Source organism: Mesorhizobium sp. LCM 4576 (genome assembly GCF_001854815.1).
Lineage (GTDB): Bacteria > Pseudomonadota > Alphaproteobacteria > Rhizobiales > Rhizobiaceae > Mesorhizobium > Mesorhizobium plurifarium.
Map to the genome: position 1 here is coordinate 1 of NZ_MDDT01000011.1, position 20,827 is coordinate 20,827.

The window sequence follows — 20,827 nt, forward strand, 5'->3', positions numbered from 1 at the left end:
CCAGGCCCAATCACTTTCCGCCACGGCCTTCAGTACTTCCAATCCATCGCACGTGGCTGGAGCCTACGAGATGTGTGAATCGCCTAGACAAAGTGGGGGAGAGGTGTCTCGGCGAAGCCGAGACGGAGAGGGGGCAGCACTGCCGTCCGCGATGTGGCACAACCTCCGTGCCGACCGACAAACCTTCACGCGCCTGACCAGGCAAGAAACGTAACCCGATCTCGCAAATTTCAGGATGGGTATAAAGCGGTAGGGCCGGCGCCTTGGCATAGCTTTCCGTCCAAAATTGCGTAAAAGAAATATTTTGGCCCGGCGGTTCGATGAAACGCTGGACCGCTCCGACGGGCTGCCGGGAGYGGCAGCCGCAGAAGAGGAGCATCGAGACGGACATAGGCCGGGAGTGGCCCGTCCGCGCGGGCAAAAATGAAGAGATGGCGGGAATGGAGCGCTGAGCCCGCGCTTCCTGCGGCATTACCGGCAGCGGGCAGCAAAAAGGGAGACAGGACATATTGAAGGGCGTTGCGGTTTTAACCGAGGGAAGAAGCGGTTCGAACTGGCTGGGAAGTCTCACCAACGCGACAGGCGTCATGGGCCGTTCGGGAGAATGGCTGAAGCAGCTTCATCTCGGTCCGGAGCCGCGCAGATACGATGTGCTCGAGGAAACGGTGATCCGTGAAGCCTCGACCRCCAACGGCCGCTTCGCCGTCAAGGTGTTTCCGCGCCATCTGAGCTGGTCGAAGGGCAAGTGCGGCAAGGACTTCCTCATGGAAGTTCGAAAGAACAACGATCTGGGCTTCATCCTGCTCGAACGCCGCGATCGGCTGAGGCAGGCCATTTCGTTCTACCGCGCCAGCGTTTCGCTCTTGTGGACAAGCCGCAGCAAGGGAGCCGAGTCTCCTGTTCCCTACAGCTTCGCCGGCATCAGCCAGGCTTTCTTCCAGATCGAGCAGAGCTACGCGTTCTGGCGGGCCTATGTGGACCTTTCGCAATTGCCCCACCGGCATTTCTTCTACGAGGACCTCCTGCCGGACCCGGGGCCCTATCTCGAAGCCGTCGCCGAATTGCTCGATGTGCCGGCGCCGGCAACCGTGCCGGTCTCGCAACTCAGAATCCAGCGCGACGACCTGACCGAGGATTGGGTGGCGCGCTTTCGGCAGGAAGCGGAAAAGAAGGGCGCCATCGAGGCGATCGAGGAAGCGCCGGTGCCGCGCACGCTGGAGAATTTCGCCCGCATCGCCATGAGGCGGCCTCTGAACAGAAGGCGATTCTGAGCGCCGCCCTTGAAGCGCGGGGCCCGTCGTCCGGGCTCTTTCCTCTCCCTCCGGAGGGCAGGGCAAATCGCAGATGGTAGCGCAGGCCCCCTCTCCGACCGCTTCGCGGTCACCTCTCCCCCATTTCATGGGGGCGAGGAAAGCCAATCRCCGAAGGCGCCGCCTTGAAAGCTTGGGTTCCTCGCCCCCACAAAGTGGGTACAAAGTGGGGGAGAGGTGGCTCGGCGAAGCCGAGACGGAGAGGGGGTCTGCGCCAGCGTATGTCATCACGCGCCAACCGCCCCGATGCTGAACAGTCTGTAGAGCGGCCAGCCGTTTCCAGGAAACGAAGAACCGCCTAGAGTTCCGCTCGGCACGACCRCCGGGGAGGGGAGCATCGCGATGAAAGACGTCAGGCAACTTGCGGAGATCGCCAGCTATCACGCCCACATCTATTACGGCGACGCGGCTGAGCGCCGGCAGGYCGAGTGGCTGCGCGAGCGCATCGGCGAACGTTTCCGCGTGCGTCTCGGCAACTGGCGCGACGAGCCGGTCGGCCCGCACGCTGAGGCCATGTACCAGGTCTCCTTCGCCACCGAGATCTTCGCCGCGCTGGTCCCCTGGCTGATGCTGAACCACGGGGGCTTGAGCATCCTTATCCACCCCAACACCACCAACCCCAAGCGCGACCACCTGATCGACCCGATCTGGATCGGGAAGGCGCTGCCGGTGAAGGGCGATGTGCTGGGCGAGGAAGACGAGGCGGAAGAGGCGCTGGAGGTGAATACCGAGCCGAGGCTGGGGGCGTGAGGAGTGGCGCTTCAGCGAGCGATGCATACTGGAGAGCCCGCGGCAACCGGACCAGCCATGTATGCATAATTTCTAAATTAGAGTGTGCAGCACGGCGTCTCTGTCCAGTTCATATCGGCCCGCGCAACGGGCGGCATAGTCCAGGCCGGAAGAGAATTTGACCACGGGCCGGCCGTTACTGGTGATGTGCTGAAAACACACCCTCGATAAAGGCTGCGGCGACCGGTTCTACTGCTTGCCAAACCGATGGCCAGCACATAAGCCTGCATATCTGCGATCATCGATCCTCGGGGGAGGGGCTTGTGGCGAAACCAAGACAGCTCGCGACGAAATGCGTGGCGTTGCGCCTTGGGGCCGCGATCCTCGCCATGCCGGCCGCCGATGCGCTCGCCGACAATGTCGTCGCGGACGACCAGGTCGTGCAAGGAAGCCTGTGCATCGGGTTCGACTGCGTCGACAACGAGTCCTTCGGGTTCAACACGATCGTCTTGAAGGAAAACAACACACGCATCTACTTCAACGACACGAGCACGAACGCCGGATTTGCCGCCAATGACTGGGCGCTGATTGCGAACGATTCCGCCTCCGGCGGCGCCAACTACTTCGGCATCCAGGATGCGACGAGCAACAAGATGGTGTTCCGCGTCGATGCGGGCGCTCCCGAGAATGCGCTTTATGTCAGCAGCTCGGGCAATTTGGGCCYTGGCACGTCCAGCCCGACTCTCGGGCTGCAGATAACCCGAGGCGACACGCCGGCGATCCGCCTGGAGCAGACAAACGCCGGCGGCTTCACGGCGCAGACCTGGGATATCGGCGGCAACGAAGCGAATTTCTTCATCCGCGACTCGACGAACGGCAGYCGGCTTCCTTTCCGCATCCGTCCGGGCGCGCCCACGAGCAGCCTTGACATCGCCGCGAACGGCAATGTCGGTCTGGGCACCGCTTCTCCCGACAGCAAGCTGCATGTCTATGGGGCCGCCAACCAGGATACGTTCGAGACCATCGGCGTGTCCTCGGCGGCCAACGCGGATGCGCTGACCTTCGGCTATGGCGGCGCCAGCTTCGGCGTCGGCACCTCGCTGATCAACGCGCATTCGGCCACCGGCTCGAGCGGCMGGCTTCTGCTTGCCACCGATGGCGTGACGCGCATGACCATCGACGCAAACGGCAATGTGGGCATCGGCACGACCGCGCCGGCCGCCGGCCTGGATGTCGTCGGCACCGTTCGCTTTGCATCGCTTGCGGGCTGCACCTCCGGCATCGGTACCAATGCCGCGGGCGATCTGACCTGCATCACCGGCGGCGGYGGAAATCCGCCCTATTACGACACGACCGCCTCCGGCGCGCAGCCGAACGCCAGCGGCACCAACTCCACCGCGGCCGGCTCCGGCAGCAACGCCAGCGGCACCAATGCGCTGGCCGGCGGCACCAACAACCAGTCGCAGGGCGACAACACCACGGTCATCGGCTCGAACAACAGCGTCACAGGCGACGACAGCGGCGCCTTCGGCACCGGCAACACCGTCAGGGGCAATGGCAGCTACGCGATCGGCGACCCCAATGTCGTCAATGGCGACAAGTCCTTCGTCTATGGCGACGACAATGCCGTCAACGCCCCGAACGTCGCCGGCAACGGCAACGGCATTCAGGTCTTCGGCTCAAACAACATCGTCGCCAGCACCGCCAATTCGTCGGGATCCGTGGTGATCGGATCGGGCAGCACCGTCAACGCCACGAACGCGCTCGCGCTCGGCAATGGCACGACGGTGACCGGCGCCAACGCGATCGCCATGGGATCGGGCGCATCCTCGGCCGGCCTGAACGCGGTTGCGATCGGCCCTGGCGCCAGCGCCGCCTATGCGGGCTCCGCCGCCTACGGCTCGGGCGCGGTCGCGACAAGGCAGAACGAGCAGGTGTTCGGAACCGCGGGCAACACCTATTCGATGCCCGGCCTGACGTCGGCGCAGAGCTCGTCGGCCCAGGCCGGCGCGATCGAGATCGTCACCACCGATGCCAACGGCCATCTCGCTTCCGTGACCCCGGGCGCGCTCGGCTTTTCCGATCCCGCGCAATTCAACAGCCTCAACTCCCGCATCGACAGCGTCGGCAGCCGCGCCTATTCCGGCGTCGCCATGGCTATGGCGCTGGCCGGCGCGCCGACCGTGCTGCCGGACGAAAAATTCGTCACCACCTTGAACTGGGGCACGTTCGAGGGCGCCAACGCCTTTGCGCTCAGCGCGGGCGCCCGGCTCGGCTCGCAACTCCAGCTCAATGGCGGCATCGCCTTCGATCCCAACCGGAGTATGGCCGGCGGGCGGCTGGGCTTGAGGATGAGCTGGTAGGAAGCGCCGGCGCGCCAGGATGATCCCGATGCGAACAGTCACGATTCTCCTGGCGGCGATGCTGGCCGTGTGCGCCGCCGCGCCCGGTCTTGCCCAGACGCAGACCCAGGCGCCGGCGCCGGGTAAGAAGAAGGCAGCGCCGACAGCACCGGCGCCCACTGCGCCCGCCTGGCCGGCAAACCCCGCGCAGGCGATCTACCTTGCCCGCAGCACGATGATGGCTCTCCAGCAGGCGGTGGAGACAGGCAACTTCACCGTGCTGAGGGACATGGGCTCGCCAGGCTTTCGTGCCCAGAACACCGCCGCYGACCTTGCGATCAGGTTCCAGCCGCTGCGCCAGTCCGGCGCCGACCTGACGGCGGTTGCCGTAATCGCCCCGCAGCTCTCCACGCCGCCCTTTCTCGATCCCCAGAAGCAACTGCACCTTGTCGGCCTGTTTCCCACGCAACCGCTGGAGATCGACTTCGACCTGTCCTTCGAAAACGTCGACAACCGCTGGCGGATTTCCATCATCGGCGTGACGACCGCCCCGGCGCCGAAAGGGCAGGAGGGTGGGGATAAGGGGAAGGCGGCGAAGTAGGGCGCGGCAGGGGCRGTGGCGATGGAGGAGAGCACGCCAGCGTTATGCCCGGCTGCGCGAGCGCATCGGCGAGCGTTTTCGCGTGCGTCTCGGCAACTGGCGCGACGAGCCGGTCGGTCCGCACGAGCAGGCCATGTACCAGGTCTCCTTCGCCACCGAAATCTTCGCCACCCTGGTCCCCTGGCTGATGCTGAACCACGGCGGCCTGAGCATCCTCATCCACCCCAACACCACCAACCCCAAGCGCGACCACCTGATCGACCCGATCTGGATCGGCCGCGCGCTGCCGGTGAAGGGCGAGGTGCTGGGCGAGGAAGACGAGGCGGAAGGGGCGCTGGAGGTGAATACCGAGCCGACRCTGGGGGTGAGAGAGTGGCGTAAGGGGCGCGGTGCGGAATTTCCTGATCGTCGCGATGCAAACAAAGTGGATCGACCGTTCACTGCGGGAAGGGCTGAATGTGGATAAGGAGCTGACGCCGACGTGTGGGAGGGAGGAACAAAGTTGGTCCGTGCCGGCGTAGATTGCGACGAGGAAAAGAGGTCGTGATCGACAAAACAATTGTAGATTCTGAATTGCACTTCATTTAACCTTTTTTTGGGGGGCAAGTTGAGCAGCAGCGAATCGGTCGGCGTCGACAGGGGAAAAGTGCCAGGGGTGGATACATCCACACTGGCTGAGGCCATGGATGCTCTTCTAAAAGATCATTCCGGCCTAGGTATTCGGCTAAAGCAGGTGCCGTTCGACTGGAATTCGGGGATGCACCGGCTAACTGGGAGCTTTCACTATATAACCTTTGCCGATGGTGTCCCTACCGTTCAGGCGTTTGTAGAGTACCTTTACGATTGCTTAATTCCTTATTGCTTGCCGAAGGGCAAGATTCGCGATGCACTGAAAGGCGTTGATCTTGCTGTTGACTTTTCTCGCGTCGTTAGACTTGGCGATGACGCCAAAGGCTTATTCATAAAAGCGAAAAACCAGCTGGAGTCCGGGGGCGAGCCAGGGGAGTTAATCTTATACGCGCTTCTGGAGTGGGTGCTCAAGGCTCCTCGGCTGGTCTCTAAGATGTATTTGAAGACCAACAATAATATGCCCGTCCACGGCACGGATGGGATTCATTTAGGTTACGACGAAGCAAAAGATTTGCTGACAGTTTATTTTGGAGAATCCAAAATATATCAGAGCTTTTCCTCAGCGGCCGACGCCGCGTTCACTTCAATGGCCGAGCTTCTGGCCAATGCAGGACAGATTTCACGGGAAATTGAAATTTTAAACAATTTATCGGACTTAAATAGTTTATCACCATCGTTCCAGRCCAAAATTGCAGAGTACATTAATCCGTATTCAACGTCGAAGCTGACGCTGCAAAAGCGCATCGTCCATGCGTGTTTGCTTGGCTTTGAATACGCCGCTTATAACCGTATTCTAGCACTTGAGCCAGATAAGGTCGCTCCGTCGTTCGAGAAGCAATACAGGAAGAGGATCGGCAGCGCGTGCCGCGTAATTGAACGTCACTACGGGAAACRCCTCCCGGTCACCACAAATTTGCACCTCTTTCTTTTACCATTTCCTTCGCTGAAGGAATTTAGAGCGGCGTTCTATGGAAAACTCGGGGTAGTAGCGTGAGCTTCGTGGAGGAGCTTTGCAAAACGATAGCTAGCGATGCTCGGTTCGCGGCCGACTATGAGTCCATTCTCCGCCAATCAATCTTAAGCGGCGCGGGCTTTGATCGTGGCAACGCACTTGAAGAGGAAACTCTCAGAAGACTGCTGCAAAGCGCGACGATTTTTGCACAATCCGAAGAGGCGGAGTGGAGGCAGTTCGCGTACCGTATTTGTATTGGGTCTCTGACCTATAGCGAAACCTTAGCTGGGATTGGAGCGGCTTCCAGGCTAATTCTCGCTCGGCTCAGCAACTACCCAGCCATCAAGTTTGCTTTCCGCGGTGATCCGGAGCCGAAATCCCTTACAGAAGGTGTCTTTCTAGAGATCATCGGACGGCGACTCGACAATACTGTCCAGATTGGTCAGCGCAATGCGGTCTTCACGGACATGCAAAGGGCTGTTTGGGGTACGCTAACGTCCGGCTCCTCACTCGCGCTTTCTGCGCCGACGTCAGCCGGTAAATCATTCGTGTTCTTGGCTTATGTCGAACAGCTGAAACGCACTAATCCAAATGCCAATCTCGTATACCTCGTGCCAAGTCGGGCGCTTATAAGTCAGGTTGCGGCCGATCTGYGTACCGTTGGCGCTGATAAGACCTTTGAGGTCACRACCGTGCCGATCCCAGTGGAGCCAAGTATCCTCGGCACTCCGATCTATGTTCTCACACCCGAACGGCTTCAGGTGCTCTTTCACACTGCGCCTGAACTAGRCTTCGACGTGGCGATTATTGACGAAGCCCACCTTATCGGGGAGAGTTCTCGTGGTGTGGTTCTGCATTCGGTTTTGCAGGATCTGCAAAGGCGTCGCCCTCAAATGCAGTTCCTATTCTCGTCGCCTCAAGTGCGAGAGCCGGCCGTCTTCGGTGACGTCGTCGGGAACAAGAGTGTCAAAGTTTTTAAAACCAAGGACTCTCCAGTCGCGCAAAACATTATACTGTTGAATGGCAGCGCGGACGATAATAAGAAGATCGATGTAATACTTTGGCGAGATGGGGAAAAGACTCAAATCGCGGAAGTTGTTGCGGAGATACCGATATATAATTCGCATGATAGGTTGATATATTTGAGCTGGGCACTTGGAATAAACTCACAAAGCCTAGTGTATGCTGGGGGCCCGGCTGCATGTGAGGACGTGGCGTTTAAGATAAAAGAGCTTTGGCAGGATCCARCAACCGCGAACGCCGCGTCTCAAATCTCTCCGAGTGAAGATTCACTTCGGGTCCGCAAGGAACTGGCTTCCTTCGCAAGGGAAGCGGTCCATCCAAGCTATATTCTGGCAGAGACGGTTGAGGGCGGCGTAGGATTCCACTACGGCCGCATCCCACCCTTGTTGAGGAACGCCATTGAAAGTGCATTCGCAGATGGGCATCTCGATTACATCGTTTGCACAAGCACGCTGCTTCAAGGTGTCAATCTCCCCGCGCGCAATATTTTCATGCAGAACCCTCACAAGGGCGAAGACCATCCCATTGYTCCTGTCGATTTTTGGAACTTAGCGKGGCGCGCAGGCCGCCTCGGCAGAGATTTCCAAGGCAACGTCTTCCTGGTGGACTACGAACAGTGGGAATCTAGCCCGCTCTCAGGGCCAAAAGATGAGCCGGTTAAGCCCTCGCTGGAGGCAACACTGACAGATGAGTCTGCAGAGCTTCTGGAATATATCTCGGCTACCGATCGGCCCTCGGGAGAGAGCCCTCATCTTGAGGCCGCTTTCTCGAAGTTGTTGCGGGATCGTCGGCAAGGGCAACTCGACGAGACGCTCGATCGCGTCAGTGGCTTATCACCGCAGACGCGAACGAGTTTGGTTTCCGCGTTAGCTGTGGCGGACGAGTTGATTAGTCTGGACACGCAAACGCTCGCGGCAAGCCCTCAAATTTCCGGGTTCCGGCAGCAACAGCTGTACGACTACATGTTGGGGAAGATTGGGGAGAAAGRCCCTGATTATCTGATTCCCCTCCATCCAAGTTCCGGCTGGGCAGAGGCGCTTAACAAACTGCGACCGGTTTTCRCTCGAGTGCATAAATATCTTGAGCTCAAGAGCGGTAGACATCACCTGTATTGGGCGCCCTTAGCTTTACGTTGGATGCGCGGCGAGCCGCTTCCGGTCATTATCGAAGGGGCTATCAGGTATCACAAAGGACTGGGCAAAAATCGATCCAACCGTACTATAATCCGCGAGGTGCTTACGGATGTCGAGAGTGATCTAAGGTTTAAGTACGTAAATCTGCTCGGCTGCTATACCGCAGTTCTAAGAGAGGCACTGATCGCCAGTGGCCATGGCTCGCATGTAGCAAAAATACCTGCGCTGACGCTTTACTTGGAACTTGGTGCCGCATCGCAGACGATGATCCAGTTCATTAGCCTCGGACTCTCGCGCCACACCGCGAATCTCTTGTCAGGGTTAACGATCAATCGTGACATGGACATCGGGGCAGCGAGAAGTTTTCTATCTAGACTCAACCCCGATGGTGCGGGCCTCTCTCCTTATGTCACTAACGAACTAAGACGGATTCTTCAGACCAGCTAGCCCAGAGCTGCTTCGGGAGGCCTAGTTAATGGTGCGTAGCAGGCGCGGAGCAATCTCCTCTGTGGAGGCAAATGGACGAAACGGCTGCAAGCCGTCAGGGGAAYGGGTGCTGCATTCTGTTAGCCTATCCCACAGCGAAGCGCGGCAGCAGGAAATCTCCGCCCCCTCCCGATAAATCGCCCCGGCGTCGCCACCGCGGTGGCGCGGTGGACCCAAGGCTCTGTCCCGGGATCCGTCAGCTGGCCGGAACAGCTCCCTCGATGTCGTGCTGGGGCCTTGCGGCGACAGCGCTGGGCGAGCCCMGAGGGTGACTTCGACCAAGGCCAGCTTCCGCTTGCCGCCCTCAACCCTCATCCTCGACCACAAACGAAAGCGCGATCAGGTCGTCGACGTCGATGCCGCCGTGGCCGTTGTCCAGCACGTCGGCGACCTTCTGAAACGCCAGCATGTCATCCGTGGTGAGCTTGGCTTCCCGCAGCCTGTCCTGCAAACCCGCCACCCTGGTTTCCAACGTCGTGGTGATCATGCTTGCCTCCGTTACTGTCCAACGCCGCGTTCCAGACGCCCAGCATCAGGCATGAGAACACCACCGGGCCGATGAACAGGCTGATGGCTACGCCCACGGCCGCGACAATGCCCATCGGCTCCGGTTTCGCGGTCATCGTTCTCCGTCCGTCATCGGCCGGGATGAGACTGAGAATGGAAAGGTCGCGGTGGTGCAGCGCGCTGTTGTCGTTTGCGGCGACCGCGAGCCGCTCCCGGAAAGCGAGCCGCGCCTCGRCAAAAGGCCCGCAGGAACTCAGCCGCATGGATCACGCCCCCGCAAACGTCGCCTTGTGGTGGCGTTCGAAAAGCGCCAGCTTGGCCGAGTAGCCTAGCCTGAGCTTGGCCTTGCAGGCGTCGCAATGGAAGGTGCTCACCGCCTTGAACCATGAACCATTCTTGATGATCGGCCGGCGGCAGTTGGGGCATTCATAGCGAAGACTGACGTCCCGCAACTCATCGGAAATCGACACTGTTCACCTCTGTCCCGGTTCTTGTTCTTTGATCGGATCGCCCGCCGCCTGTGGGCGGGCGGCGGGCGATCCAGCAGCCTGACGATGAAGGGACTGATTGTTCGTCAGTGCAGCCCCAATGAAGTCGTGGGGCTTATGTTTCACGCGATGGACCAATGCGCCGGCGCATGGGACCTCAGTCCGTATCAGCGGAACCTAATGTTGCTCGCGCGCTTATGGCCAAATGAGCAGGCGCGGTCTCGACTTCTTCGACAGATGGATGGCGGAGCATCTGCCGAACGTGCTGACGGACGATCCGCTCGCGGTGAGCGATCTCGCCGACGAGATGATGAAGGCGGCCAGGCGCGAAGGCATTCCGGCCAGCGAAATCGAAGAGGAAGTCGACAGCGTTTTCGAGGTGATCTTCGAGGCGCTGCAGCACCGCGAAGGCAGTTTGGGCGAAAGCGACCAGGCTGTCTTCGAATTGCTTTCAGGGCGCCTGGCAAAAGAAGCCGGCATCACCCAGGATCAGGCCGGCGCGCTGATCGAAACGATCGGGACCGACTGGGATGCGCTCCTCCGTGAGGCCMATTTTCTGAAAGAGCAGGGCGAATGAGCGAGCGTGGCGCGGAGTTCTTTGGCCGATGGATCACCGACAATGTGATGCGCGGCAAGGTGGGCGCGGACATTCTCTCGGTGGCTGAACTGACGACCAAGCTGTTTGCCGACGCCAAGGCGGCAGGAATTTCGGAGGAGGAGATCGAAGAGGAGGTCGGAAGCGCGTACGAAGCGATCCTGGCGGCAATAGTCGGCTCCARGGATGCCGGCAAACCCTAAAGCGCGTCGCAATCTTTCAGATTCRCGCCATGCGCTTTAGATTCTTGATTTAACGCATGTCTTTATCCCGAAACCGGTTCCCACTTCCGGGAGACATGCTTTAACGGCGGTCCGCGCTCGCCGGTCAACCGCCCGACGGAACATTAGTGAACGCTAATTATTATTCCTCCCATAGGAGGACCTGACATGAACAGCATCATCTATATCGTYGGACTCGTCGTTGTCATTCTCGTCGTGCTGAGCTTTTTCGGGCTTAGATGATAGCCCCGGGAGATCTGCGGGGGGATCCGCGGAATTAGCGACGGCGGCGGGCCGCTTGCTCTCTAGCCTCCAGCCAGCCGTGGCAGCAGGAAAATCTCCGCTCCCGGTGGCAGCTCTTTACTCCACGTATCGCGATAGATCGTCCCGTCGATCGCCACCGCGATGCCGCGATCGATCCACGGCTCGATCCCGGGATACTGTTCCGCCAGCTTGCGGAACAGCTCCCTGATGTCCTTGGCCTCGATGTCGTGCTTGGCCTTGCCTCCGGCGACGGTGCTGAGCGAGCCCCAGAGGGTGACCTCGACCATTATCTCCAGATCCTCATCGGGAGGTAGYGCGAGCCGAAAACCGACTCGCGCTTTTCAGCATCAGCCTTCCCGTTCCGCATCCAGCGCCGCCAGTATGCGCGGCGGGGACATCGGGATGTGGGTCATGYGCACGCCCACCGCGTTCGACACCGCGTTGGCGATCGCCGCCAGCGGCGGCACGATCGAGGTTTCGCCAACGCCGCGCACGCCATAGGGGTGGTTGGGGTTGGGGATTTCCAGGATCTGCGTGTCGATCATCGGCAGGTCGGAGCAGACCGGGATGCGGTAGTCGAGGAAGCCCGCATTCTGCAGCCGCCCGTCCTTGCCGTAGATATACTCCTCGTTGAGCGCCCAGCCGATGCCTTGCGCCGCGCCGCCCTGGTACTGGCCCTCGACATAGGTCGGGTGCACCGCCTTGCCGGCATCCTGCACCACCGTGTAGCGGATCACCCGGGTCGAGCCGGTCTCGGGGTCGACCTCGACGTCGCAGATATGGGTGGCGAAGGAGACGCCGGCGCCGTCGGCGACGAGCTCGCTATGGCCGGCGATCGGGCCGCCAGTCTTGCCGGAAGCGGCGGCGATCTCCTTCAGCGACAGCGGCGACAGGTTGCCGTATTTCTCGCCCTTGGCGATCGCATGGCCCTTTTCCCAGACCACGTCTTCCACCGGGATATCCCACATCTGCGCGGCGCGCTCGCGCAGGATCTTGATCGCGTTGCGCGCGGCCGAGATCGTCGCCATCGAGGAGGAGAAGGTGCCGCGGCTGCCRTCGGTCATGTCGTTGTAGCCCAGCGAAGACGTGTCGGCGACGATCGCCTTCACGTGGCTGTAGTCGATGCCGAGCTCCTCCGCCGCCACCAGCGACAGCGAGGCGCGGGACCCGCCCACGTCCACCGTGCCCACTGCCAGCGACACCGAGCCGTCCATGCCGATGTTCAGGTCCGTGCAGGTCTGGCCGCCGAAGTTGAACCAGAAGCCGCAGGCCATGCCGCGCCCCTGGTTGGCTTTCAGCGGCGCCTTCATGTGCGGATGGTTCTTCACCGCCTCCAGCGTCGGCCCGATGCCGATCGGCCCGTAGACGGGGCCGTAGGACGAGCGCGTGCCTTCCTGCGCGGCGTTCTTGATGCGGAACTCCACCGCATCCATGCCGAGCTCCTTGGCGAGCTCGTCCACCACGCTTTCCACGGCGAAGGCAGCCATGGGCGCCGAGGGCGCGCGATAGGCCGCCGTCTTCGGCCGGTTGACCAGCACTTCGTAGCCGACGGTCTTGACGTTCTCCAGCTTGTAGCAGGCAAACGCCGTCATCGCCCCGATCTCGGCCCAGGAACCGGCATAGGGGCCGCAGCTATAGCGCAGCGTCGCTTCCGCGGCGGTGATGGTGCCGTCCTTCCTGGCGCCGATCTTCACGTCGATCGAGGTGGCGCTGGTCGGGCCCGAGGCGCGGAACACCTCGTCGCGGGTCATCACCAGCTTCACCGGGCGGCCGGCCTTTCGGGAGAGCGCCAGCGCCACCGGCTCGGCCCAGACATGGGTCTTGCCGCCGAAACCGCCGCCGATTTCCGACGAGGTCACGCGCAGCTTCGAGGCTTCGAGCCCAAGCAACTGGGCGCAATGCTGGCGGTAGACGAAATGGCCTTGCGTGCAGACCCAAAGGTCGGCCGTGCCGTCGGCATTGACGCTCGCCACGCAGGCATGCGGCTCGATATAGCCCTGGTGCGTCTGCTCGGTCTTGAACGAGCGTTCGATCACGAAATCGGCCTCGGCGAAGCCCTTATGGACATCGCCATGGCCGAACTGCGTGCGCTTGGTGATGTTGGAGGGCTTGGCCGGCTTTTCCTCCAGCCCCTCGGTGAAGACCTGGTCGTTGATCAGCRGCGCATGGTGCTGCGCGGCCTCGTCGACATCGGTGACATGCGGCAGCACCTCGTAGTCGACCTCGATCAGCTTCAGCGCCTGGCGGGCGGTGCGGGCATCGATCGCCRCCACCGCGGCCACCGCATGGCCGTCATAGAGCGCCTTCTTGCGCGCCATCGAGTTGTCGAGGATGTCGTACATGGCGGCGTCGCCGTCGGTCAGGTCCGGCAGGTCCTTCGCCGTGATCACCGCCTTCACGCCGGCGAGCTTTTCCGCCTTGGACGTGTCGATGCTTTTGATCACCGCATGCGCGTGYGGGCTGCGCAGGATCCGGCCCACCAGCTGTCCGGCCATGTTGAAGTCGGCGCCGTAGCGGGCGCGCCCGGTCACCTTGTCGATGCCGTCGGGGCGGATCGGCCGCGTGCCGACGGAAGCGAATTTGCGTCCTGAAAAGCGCGGATCGAAATTCATGGATTACGCTCCCTTCATCACGTTGGCCGCGTCCTGGACGGCGCGCACGATCTTGTCATAGCCGGTGCAGCGGCAGAGATTGCCGGCCAGCCCAAAGCGGATTTCCTCCTCGGTGGGCGAGGGGTTCTTGGCCAAGAGGTCCTTCGCCRCAATCAGGAAACCTGGCGTGCAGATGCCGCATTGCAAGGCCGCGTGCTCCAGGAATTTCTGCTGCAGCGGGTGCAGCTGGTCGCCATGCGCCATGCCTTCGATGGTCTCGACCTTGCGGCCTTCGGCTTCCGCGCCCAGCACCAGGCAGGAGCAGACGAGGCGGCCGTCGACGATGACGCTGCAGGCGCCGCAGTCGCCGGTGCCGCAGCCTTCCTTGGCGCCGGTCAGGCCCAGCCGGTCGCGCAGCACTTCAAGCAGCGTCTCGTCGGGCTGGCAGAGATATTCGACGGCATCGCCGTTGATCGTGGTTGATACAGCTACACCGGCCATTATTTGCCTCCCGCACGCTTGTAGGCGATTGCCGCGACGCGCCTTGCCAGCACGCCCGCGACCTTTCGTCTGAATTCGATGGTGCCGCGCTTGTCGTCGATCGGACGGCAGGCGCCGGCGCAGATCTTGGCCAGCCGCTCCAGCGTTGCTTCGTCGAGCCTGGAGCCGATCAGCACCTGGCCCGCTTCCTCGACCAGAAGCACGGTGGGCGCGGCGGCGCCCAGCGCCACGCGGGCGGTCTTGATCGCGCCGTGATCGTCCAGCGTCAGGTTCACGCCGGCGCTCACCACCGCGATGTCCATCTCGGTGCGCGGAATGAAGCGCAGATAGGCGTCGCCCGCATGGTCAGGGCGCTTGTCGAGCAGGATCGCCTCGATGATCTCGCCCTTGGCGAGCGACGTGCGGCCCGGCCCGGTAGGCACGGTCTCAACCGCAATGGTGCGCTTRCCCGAAGGCCCGGCGACGACTGCCTTGGCGCCTGCAGCCACCAGCGCCGGCACGCTGTCGGCGGYGGGCGAGGCGTTGCAGAGGTTRCCGGTGATGGTGCAGCGGCCCTGAACCTGCTTGGAGCCGATCAGGTTCGCGGCCTCGACCACGCCCGGCCATGCCTGCTTCAGCGCCTTGTTCTCGCCCAGCACGGCGCAGGGCACGGCGGCGCCGATCCGGAAACCTTCCGCCGTCTCGGTCACGTCGCTCAGGCCGCCTATGCGCTTGATGTCGACGATCAGCTCGGGCTCGACGAAGCCGCCCTTCATCCTCACCAGCAAGTCGCTGCCTCCGGCCAGGATGGCGGCCGGTCCTACCGCCTTGGCGAGCTCGCCGACGGCATCTTCGATTGAAAGCGGACGTATGTAACGCATCGTCTCCCCTTGGTGATCGCTTTGTCAGCGACCGTTATAAAGCCTCTGGTTATAATGGCCATCCCGTTCGTGCATGTCCGGGTTGGGCCAGAGCCCTGTTCCAGATGCGCCCAGAGGCCGGGCCAGGGCAGCGCAGCCTCTTCCTTCTCCCCGTCACTATACGGGGAGAAGGTGCCCGGAGGGCGGATGAGGGGCGGCGCCGGCGTTGGTCATTGGCCGTCTCYGCCACAAACCGCAAAACTGTTATTCGCCTCAAGCAACCGCCGTTCCCGATGTCCATACCGGCTCGAACGAGACGTTGCGCAACCCGGCCTTGCGCACCCGCTCGACGAACACGTCGTCGACGAAGACCGGGGAAGCCCGCATCGGCAGCTTGAACACTTCCGCTGTCCCGATCTTCTCCGCGTCGAAGGCATAGCGCTCGATCGCCAGGATGTCGCCGTCGTAGAACCGCACGATCTGCGAGCGCGCCTCGTCCAGCGCGTCGATCACATGGGTGACGTTGAGCAGCCAGACCTCCTCGCCGCGCAGCGCCACCAACTCGCCGTAAGGGCGCAACGCATCCGCCAGCGCATCGACGGCCGGCCGGCGCAACAGCGGCGCATGTTCGCCAAGCCAGGGGAAATCGGAAGAGAGCCGCTCGCCTCCCTCGACGCGCCGCATCACCGGCGGCTGCCGGCCTTCCAGCGAGCGTCCGTCGAGGCCGAAGAACGCCTCGTAAGCATCGTCATCGACCGGCAGCACCCATTCCTGTCCTTCCGACACAGCGAATTGATGGATGGTCGTCATCGCCCGATGGCTCCGCCGTTCGACTGAAAATTGCGGCGCCCGGCGATCGCCGAAAGCGCGCTGGGAGCATGCACCGGCCCTGCGCGGCGTTCAAGGAAGCTCAGCCTGATTGCAGAGCAACGTCGGCTTCGGGCACCGCGCGGAACCAATCCGCGGYCKGGCGCCGGCAATATTGTTATCACGGCCAGYGGCCTGTAAGAGCGGGCATGACCTCCATTTCCCGTCTCGCCGCGTTCGTCCTGCTGGCTCTCATCACCTTCGCCACGCTGTCGCCCATCGAACTGCGGCCACACCTGAGCGACCCCAACATGGAGCGCGCTTTGGCTTACATCCTGCTGGGGCTGGCCCTGGCGCTCGGGTTTCCGTCCCGCGTGACGCAGACCGTGCTGTTCGTTTGCGCGGTGGCCGGCGTTCTCGAAGTCCTGCAGCTGTTCGACCCTGGCCGGCATGCGCGGGTTGTCGATGGCCTGCTCAAGGCGGCGGCGGGTATCGCGGGGATTGTCCTGGGGCGCTTCGTCATCGCGTTGGCGAGCCGGGCCGCCGAGCGGCGCTAGTCCCCGAGGTCGCGGCTCGATGATGTTTCGACCGGATGAAGGTCGGATTCAGAAGGCCCGGCCCAGCGATTTTCGCATAATGTCCGGTTAAACGATCGACGATCCCGGAAGCCGATGGCCAAGAAGTTCGCATTTCTTTTGGTGCGCGATTTCACCTTGTCGCCGCTGTCCCTGTTCATCGACACGCTGAGGCTGGCCGGCGACGAGGGCGACCGCAGCCGCAGGATCGAGTTCGACTGGGAGATCGTCGGCGAGCGCGGCCTGCCGATCCGGGCAAGCTGCGGCGTCGAATTGCTGCCGACCCGGGCGATGGGCAATCCCGAGGATTTCGACAATGTCGTGGTGGTCGGCGGCCTGCTCGACACCAACCGCAAGCTGAGTTCGGAAAAAGAGGCGTTTCTGCTGCGCGCCGCGCAGAAGGGTGTGCCGCTCACCGCGCTCTGCACCGGCAGCTTCGTGCTCGCGCGCTACGGTCTGCTCGACGGCTACAGCGCCGCCGTCAGCTGGTTCCACATCAAGGATTTTCGCGCCGAGTTTCCTGACGTGAACGCCCATGCCGACAGCCTCTATTCCGTCGACCGTGGCCGGGCGACCTGCGCCGGCGGCACCGGCGCCGCCGACCTCGCCGGCTATTTCGTCTCGCAGTTCATCGGCCAGAAGGCGGCGGAGAAGGCGGCCAAGATCCTGGTGCTCGACCGCATCCGCTCCAGCCGCGACGTGCAGCCGGTCGGCGACCTTTTTCCCGCGGCCGCGAGCCGCGCGGTGAAGCGGGCGCTGCTCCTGATGGAAAGCAATCTGCAGGAGACGCTCTCGGTCGCCGAGATCGCCGCCAGGCAGAACTGCTCGCGCCGCCAGCTCGAGCGCCTGTTCGGCGCCGAGCTCGGCATCGGCCCGATGGCCGCTTATCTCGCGCTGCGGCTGCATTACGCCAAGTCGCTGCTGGAAGGCAGCGACCTTGCCATCGGCGAGATCGCCTATCGCTGCGGCTTTCCCAATGCCGGCCATTTCAGCCGCGTCTTCCGCCAGCAGACCGGCATCACGCCGACCCATCTGAGGCACCCGAACCGCGCGGTCGCGGCGGCCGCAAAATGATGTGGACTTGCCATGACCCTGGTCGGGTCGCATGCCCGGTCTGGCTGATTGCGCCGGCGCGGAAACGAACCGTAGCTTCGTGACGAGCGGCGGTTGCGTCGCTGTTTCATTGGTCGAAGTCGCCTCGGAGAGCCATGCCGCAATATCCCGACGCCATGCCCGGATCGAAAGCCCTGTTCGAGCGCGCCAGGAAGGTGATGCCGGGCGGCAACACGCGCACCACGGTCTTCGTCGATCCGTTTCCGATCTATGCCGAACGCGGCGAGGGCTGCAGGGTCTGGGATGTCGACGGCAATGCCTATTACGACTGCATCAACAATTTCACCGCCATGATCCATGGCTATGCCCATCCCGACGTCACCGCGGCCGTGGCCGATCAGCTGCCCCTTGGCACGGCCTTCGGCGCCCCGACCCTGAGCGAGATCGAGCTTGCCGAGCTGCTGGTCGAGCGGCTGCCCTCCGTCGACCAGATCCRCTTCACCAACTCGGGCACCGAGGGCGTGATGATGGCGATCAAGGCCGCGCGCGCCTTCACCGGCCGGCCGAAGATCGTCAAGATCGAAGGCGCCTATCACGGCTCCTACGATTTCGCCGAAGTGAGCCTGGACTCCTCGCCCGCCAATTGGGGCGACCTGCCGAGGTCCACGCCCTATGCCAGGGGCACGCCGCGCGGCGTGCTGGACGACGTGATCGCCGTGCCCTTCAACGACACCGAGGCGCTGCGCGCCGTCTTCGCCGCCGAGGGGGAGACCATCGCGGCCGTGCTGATCGACCCGATGCCCAACCGCGCCGGGMTGATCCCGGCGCGCCGGGATTACCTCCAAGCCATGGTCGAGATCGCCCATGCGGCGGGTGCGCTGGTCATCTTCGACGAGGTCATCTCGTTTCGCCTGGGATGGTCTGGCGCGCAAGGCCTATGGGGCATCGAGCCCGACCTGACGGCGCTGGGCAAGATCATCGGCGGCGGCTTTCCGGTGGGCGCCGTTGGCGGGCGCGCCGATATCATGGCGGTGTTCGATCCGACCGCGGGCAAGCCCGCGCTTCCGCATGGCGGCACCTTCACCGCCAATCCCGTCACCATGCGCGCCGGCCTTGCCTCGATGCGGGCGCTGACGAAAGAAAGCTTCGTCCATCTCGATCATCTTGGCTCGTTCCTGCGCGACGGCGTCAGCGCTTCATTCGAAAGGCGCGGGCTTGCCGGCCAATGCGTCGGCCTCGGCTCGCTGTTCAAGGTTCATTTCACGTCGCATCCCGTCACGGATTACCGCTCCATCTATCCCGGCCAGGCCGAGCGCAAGAAATTCGACGCCTTCCACAAGGGCCTGCTCGGCCGTGGCGTGCTCYCCGCCAGCTACGGCCTGTTCGCGCTGTCGACGCCGATGACCGAGGCGGATGCCGGTGCCATCCTTCATGCGATCGACGAGACCTTGGGCGAGATCGCCGCGCAATCCTGATCGAGGAGAACCGTGAATGACAGCTTCTCCTCATGTCGTTGTGATCGGCGCGGGCACACTGGGCATGTGCACGGCGCTCAATCTCGTCGAACAGGGCGCTCGCGTCACCGTGCTCGAAGCCCAGTCGATCGCTTCGGGGTCGAGTGGCCGGTCGGTCGGCGTCGTCGGGTCGCAATTGACCGACCCGTTCGAGATCATGCTGCGCGTCCATTCGCTGCRCCGGTTCCGCCAATGGGAAGGCGAGGGGCTTCGCTTCAACCATATCGGCTATCTGCGGCTGGCCCGTACGCCGGCGCAGATGGCGCTCTTCGCGAGATCGGTCGAGATCCAGGCCGAAGCAGGGCTGAGGTCGCGCCTGATCCATGCCAACGAACTCAGGGATCTCGTTCCGCATATCAATCCGGATGGGCTCGAAGGCGGATTGTTCGGACCCGACAACGGCTTCCTCGACCCGCACGAGATGTGCAATTTCCTGGCGGGCATCGTCCGCGCCAAGGGCGGYGAGATCCGCCAGTACCGCAAGCTGCTCGGYGTTGAACGGCGGCCGGGCGGCTATACGCTGGAAACCAGCGGCGGCTCGATGGATTGCTATGCCGTGGTCAATGYGGCTGGCGCCTGGGCGCCGCAGGTCGCAGCACTTTTCGGCCAGCGCGTGCACATCTGGCCCGAGCGCCACGAGGCCGTCGTCATCCATCTCGACGAGCCGCTCGGCTACACCATGCCGATGGTGATGGACCTGGTGAACGGCGAGGGCAGCGGCCTCAATTTCCGCCACGAAAAGCCGGGCGAGCTGATCGCCGAGATCCACAAGGTGAACTCGATCGCTCCGGAAGATCCMRACAATTACAACGAACAGTGCGAAGAGCAGTCCAAGGTCGATCTGGCGGAGCTGCTTTTAGAACGTGTTCCCGACCTGCCGGGCGCACGACTCGGCCGGGGCTGGGCGGGTCTTTATCCGGTCACCGCCGACCATCGCCCCTTCGTCGGGCCGCTCGACGCCTCGGAACCAACGTTGATCACCGCCGCCGGCGCCGGCGGCTACGGCATCCAGCTTGCCCCGGTGATCGGCCAGATCGCGGCAGACTGGGTGCTTCGAGGCGCGCCGGTTTCGGTACCCGGTTCGCRGAGCCTCGCGCCATCGGCCGAGCGCAATGTCCTCGGTCACTGACCGATGCRCCAAGCCGGTCGGGACGCATAAGATGCGATCGTTCCCGTTAACCATCAATTAACTATCCGGTCGCCTTAAATACGGTTCTGGAGGATACTGATTTTGGTCGTGAGCGATGAGCGCGGCTGTCGAAATCAGCAAAGAAGCGGCGGATAATCGCCGCCGTCTGCCGGGGAGGCGCCCAGCATCTTTGATGAGGAGCGCCGGCATGAATATCGAGGAAGCAGTTACTGCAGCGACGGCAGAGTCGGGCGCGCTTCTGTCCTGTCTCGGCCAGCCTGTCGTGGCCTATCACGTCACTGCCATCATGCGCGAAACGGACAAAGGCCACGCACGGCAGATGCAGCTCGCCCTGCTGCGGCGAAGCATCGAGGCGCTTGTCGACGACGGCCTCGAAGACACCGAAGCCGAACGCTTTGCGTCGCAGCTCCACGGTCGCGTTGGCTCGGCCTGGGACCTGCTGCATCCCGCTAGCGGCACGCCGCACTGATCTTTGGACCATGGCTCTCCATCGGCGGCCATATGTAACAACCCGGG

General features: G+C 62.7%; 20 protein-coding genes and 1 pseudogene. 14 read left to right on the forward strand and 7 right to left on the reverse strand.

Going from position 1 to position 20,827, the window contains the following annotated elements; all coding sequences use genetic code 11:
* Positions 1–509: 509 nt before the first annotated feature.
* From LCM4576_RS04825 to LCM4576_RS04855, 7 genes and pseudogenes are all read left to right on the forward strand, one after another.
* Positions 510–1,271 carry a Stf0 family sulfotransferase gene (locus tag LCM4576_RS04825; RefSeq protein ID WP_071030800.1) on the forward strand — a complete coding sequence of 254 codons (762 nt, stop codon included), beginning with the start codon at positions 510–512 and terminating at the stop codon, positions 1,269–1,271.
* A gap of 381 nt (positions 1,272–1,652) precedes the next feature.
* The gene (locus LCM4576_RS04830) at positions 1,653–2,060 is read left to right on the forward strand and encodes a DOPA 4,5-dioxygenase family protein (protein ID WP_071030801.1); all 408 of its coding nucleotides are present in this window, start codon (positions 1,653–1,655) and stop codon (positions 2,058–2,060) included.
* Between the two features lie 302 nt (positions 2,061–2,362).
* Complete coding sequence (locus tag LCM4576_RS04835; RefSeq protein ID WP_131803212.1) at positions 2,363–4,402, forward strand: hypothetical protein; 2,040 nt, start codon at positions 2,363–2,365, stop codon at positions 4,400–4,402.
* 28 nt (positions 4,403–4,430) lie between these two features.
* On the forward strand, positions 4,431–4,982 hold the full coding sequence (locus tag LCM4576_RS04840; protein ID WP_131803213.1) for a hypothetical protein: 552 nt from the start codon (positions 4,431–4,433) through the stop codon (positions 4,980–4,982).
* Positions 4,983–5,031: 49 nt separating this feature from the next.
* Positions 5,032–5,343, forward strand: a pseudogene (locus LCM4576_RS04845) (DOPA 4,5-dioxygenase family protein); the annotation flags it as partial.
* A gap of 246 nt (positions 5,344–5,589) precedes the next feature.
* The gene (locus tag LCM4576_RS04850; RefSeq protein ID WP_131803214.1) at positions 5,590–6,606 is read left to right on the forward strand and encodes a DUF1837 domain-containing protein; all 1,017 of its coding nucleotides are present in this window, start codon (positions 5,590–5,592) and stop codon (positions 6,604–6,606) included.
* The gene (locus LCM4576_RS04855) at positions 6,603–9,167 is read left to right on the forward strand and encodes a DEAD/DEAH box helicase (protein ID WP_071030804.1); all 2,565 of its coding nucleotides are present in this window, start codon (positions 6,603–6,605) and stop codon (positions 9,165–9,167) included. Before LCM4576_RS04850 ends, LCM4576_RS04855 begins: the two co-directional genes overlap by 4 nt.
* A gap of 343 nt (positions 9,168–9,510) precedes the next feature.
* Here LCM4576_RS04855 and LCM4576_RS04860 read toward each other — a convergent pair whose 3' ends face one another.
* Positions 9,511–9,693, reverse strand: a complete 183-nt coding sequence (locus LCM4576_RS04860; RefSeq protein ID WP_071030805.1) for a hypothetical protein — start codon at positions 9,691–9,693, stop codon at positions 9,511–9,513.
* Between the two features lie 286 nt (positions 9,694–9,979).
* Complete coding sequence (locus LCM4576_RS04865; RefSeq protein WP_071030806.1) at positions 9,980–10,183, reverse strand: hypothetical protein; 204 nt, start codon at positions 10,181–10,183, stop codon at positions 9,980–9,982.
* Positions 10,184–10,406: 223 nt separating this feature from the next.
* Between LCM4576_RS04865 and LCM4576_RS37090 the strand changes: the two genes are divergently transcribed.
* Together LCM4576_RS37090 and LCM4576_RS04875 are read left to right on the forward strand one after the other, a co-directional pair.
* A complete protein-coding gene (locus tag LCM4576_RS37090; RefSeq protein ID WP_071030807.1) occupies positions 10,407–10,778 on the forward strand; it encodes a DUF768 domain-containing protein in 372 nt (123 codons plus the stop codon).
* A complete protein-coding gene (locus tag LCM4576_RS04875) occupies positions 10,775–10,999 on the forward strand; it encodes a DUF768 domain-containing protein (RefSeq protein ID WP_071030808.1) in 225 nt (74 codons plus the stop codon). The genes LCM4576_RS37090 and LCM4576_RS04875 overlap by 4 nt, the downstream gene beginning before the upstream one ends.
* Positions 11,000–11,322: 323 nt before the next feature.
* Here the strand turns inward: LCM4576_RS04875 and LCM4576_RS04880 are convergent, their stop codons facing one another.
* The 5 genes from LCM4576_RS04880 to LCM4576_RS04900 form a co-directional block, all read right to left on the reverse strand.
* Entirely contained in the window at positions 11,323–11,568 is a 246-nt protein-coding gene (locus LCM4576_RS04880) for a MoaD/ThiS family protein (RefSeq protein ID WP_071030809.1), read from the reverse strand.
* Between the two features lie 60 nt (positions 11,569–11,628).
* Entirely contained in the window at positions 11,629–13,893 is a 2,265-nt protein-coding gene (locus LCM4576_RS04885; RefSeq protein WP_071030810.1) for a xanthine dehydrogenase family protein molybdopterin-binding subunit, read from the reverse strand.
* 3 nt (positions 13,894–13,896) lie between these two features.
* Positions 13,897–14,373: a (2Fe-2S)-binding protein gene (locus LCM4576_RS04890; RefSeq protein ID WP_071030811.1), complete on the reverse strand. Its 477-nt coding sequence runs from the start codon at positions 14,371–14,373 to the stop codon at positions 13,897–13,899.
* Positions 14,373–15,233 carry a xanthine dehydrogenase family protein subunit M gene (locus LCM4576_RS04895; protein ID WP_071030812.1) on the reverse strand — a complete coding sequence of 287 codons (861 nt, stop codon included), beginning with the start codon at positions 15,231–15,233 and terminating at the stop codon, positions 14,373–14,375. The genes LCM4576_RS04890 and LCM4576_RS04895 overlap by 1 nt, the downstream gene beginning before the upstream one ends.
* A gap of 252 nt (positions 15,234–15,485) precedes the next feature.
* On the reverse strand, positions 15,486–16,022 hold the full coding sequence (locus LCM4576_RS04900) for an imm11 family protein (protein ID WP_071030813.1): 537 nt from the start codon (positions 16,020–16,022) through the stop codon (positions 15,486–15,488).
* A gap of 206 nt (positions 16,023–16,228) precedes the next feature.
* On the opposite strand from LCM4576_RS04900, the gene LCM4576_RS04905 reads away from it, so the two are divergent.
* The 5 genes from LCM4576_RS04905 to LCM4576_RS04925 all read left to right on the forward strand — a co-directional run bounded on the left by LCM4576_RS04905 (position 16,229) and on the right by LCM4576_RS04925 (position 20,780).
* Positions 16,229–16,576 (forward strand): VanZ family protein, encoded by a 348-nt coding sequence (locus tag LCM4576_RS04905; RefSeq protein ID WP_041009356.1) that lies wholly within the window; start codon positions 16,229–16,231, stop codon positions 16,574–16,576.
* A 114-nt stretch (positions 16,577–16,690) separates the two neighbouring features.
* A complete protein-coding gene (locus LCM4576_RS04910) occupies positions 16,691–17,668 on the forward strand; it encodes a GlxA family transcriptional regulator (protein ID WP_040980430.1) in 978 nt (325 codons plus the stop codon).
* Between the two features lie 134 nt (positions 17,669–17,802).
* Positions 17,803–19,122, forward strand: coding sequence for an aspartate aminotransferase family protein (locus LCM4576_RS04915; protein WP_071030814.1), 1,320 nt, complete (start codon positions 17,803–17,805; stop codon positions 19,120–19,122).
* A 16-nt stretch (positions 19,123–19,138) separates the two neighbouring features.
* The gene (locus LCM4576_RS04920) at positions 19,139–20,290 is read left to right on the forward strand and encodes an FAD-binding oxidoreductase (RefSeq protein WP_083361319.1); all 1,152 of its coding nucleotides are present in this window, start codon (positions 19,139–19,141) and stop codon (positions 20,288–20,290) included.
* Between the two features lie 208 nt (positions 20,291–20,498).
* Positions 20,499–20,780 carry a hypothetical protein gene (locus LCM4576_RS04925; RefSeq protein WP_244508267.1) on the forward strand — a complete coding sequence of 94 codons (282 nt, stop codon included), beginning with the start codon at positions 20,499–20,501 and terminating at the stop codon, positions 20,778–20,780.
* The last annotated feature ends 47 nt before the right edge of the window (positions 20,781–20,827 follow it).

What these genes read in the sequence shown, in the direction of transcription:
- LCM4576_RS04860 (WP_071030805.1), bottom strand. Translation starts at nt 9,693, where the DNA reads ATGATCACCACGACGTTGGAAACCAGGGTGGCGGGTTTGCAGGACAGG.
- LCM4576_RS04880 (WP_071030809.1), bottom strand. Translation starts at nt 11,568, where the DNA reads ATGGTCGAGGTCACCCTCTGGGGCTCGCTCAGCACCGTCGCCGGAGGC.
- LCM4576_RS04900 (WP_071030813.1), bottom strand. Translation starts at nt 16,022, where the DNA reads ATGACGACCATCCATCAATTCGCTGTGTCGGAAGGACAGGAATGGGTG.
- LCM4576_RS04905 (WP_041009356.1), top strand. Translation starts at nt 16,229, where the DNA reads ATGACCTCCATTTCCCGTCTCGCCGCGTTCGTCCTGCTGGCTCTCATC.
- LCM4576_RS04910 (WP_040980430.1), top strand. Translation starts at nt 16,691, where the DNA reads ATGGCCAAGAAGTTCGCATTTCTTTTGGTGCGCGATTTCACCTTGTCG.
- LCM4576_RS04925 (WP_244508267.1), top strand. Translation starts at nt 20,499, where the DNA reads ATGAATATCGAGGAAGCAGTTACTGCAGCGACGGCAGAGTCGGGCGCG.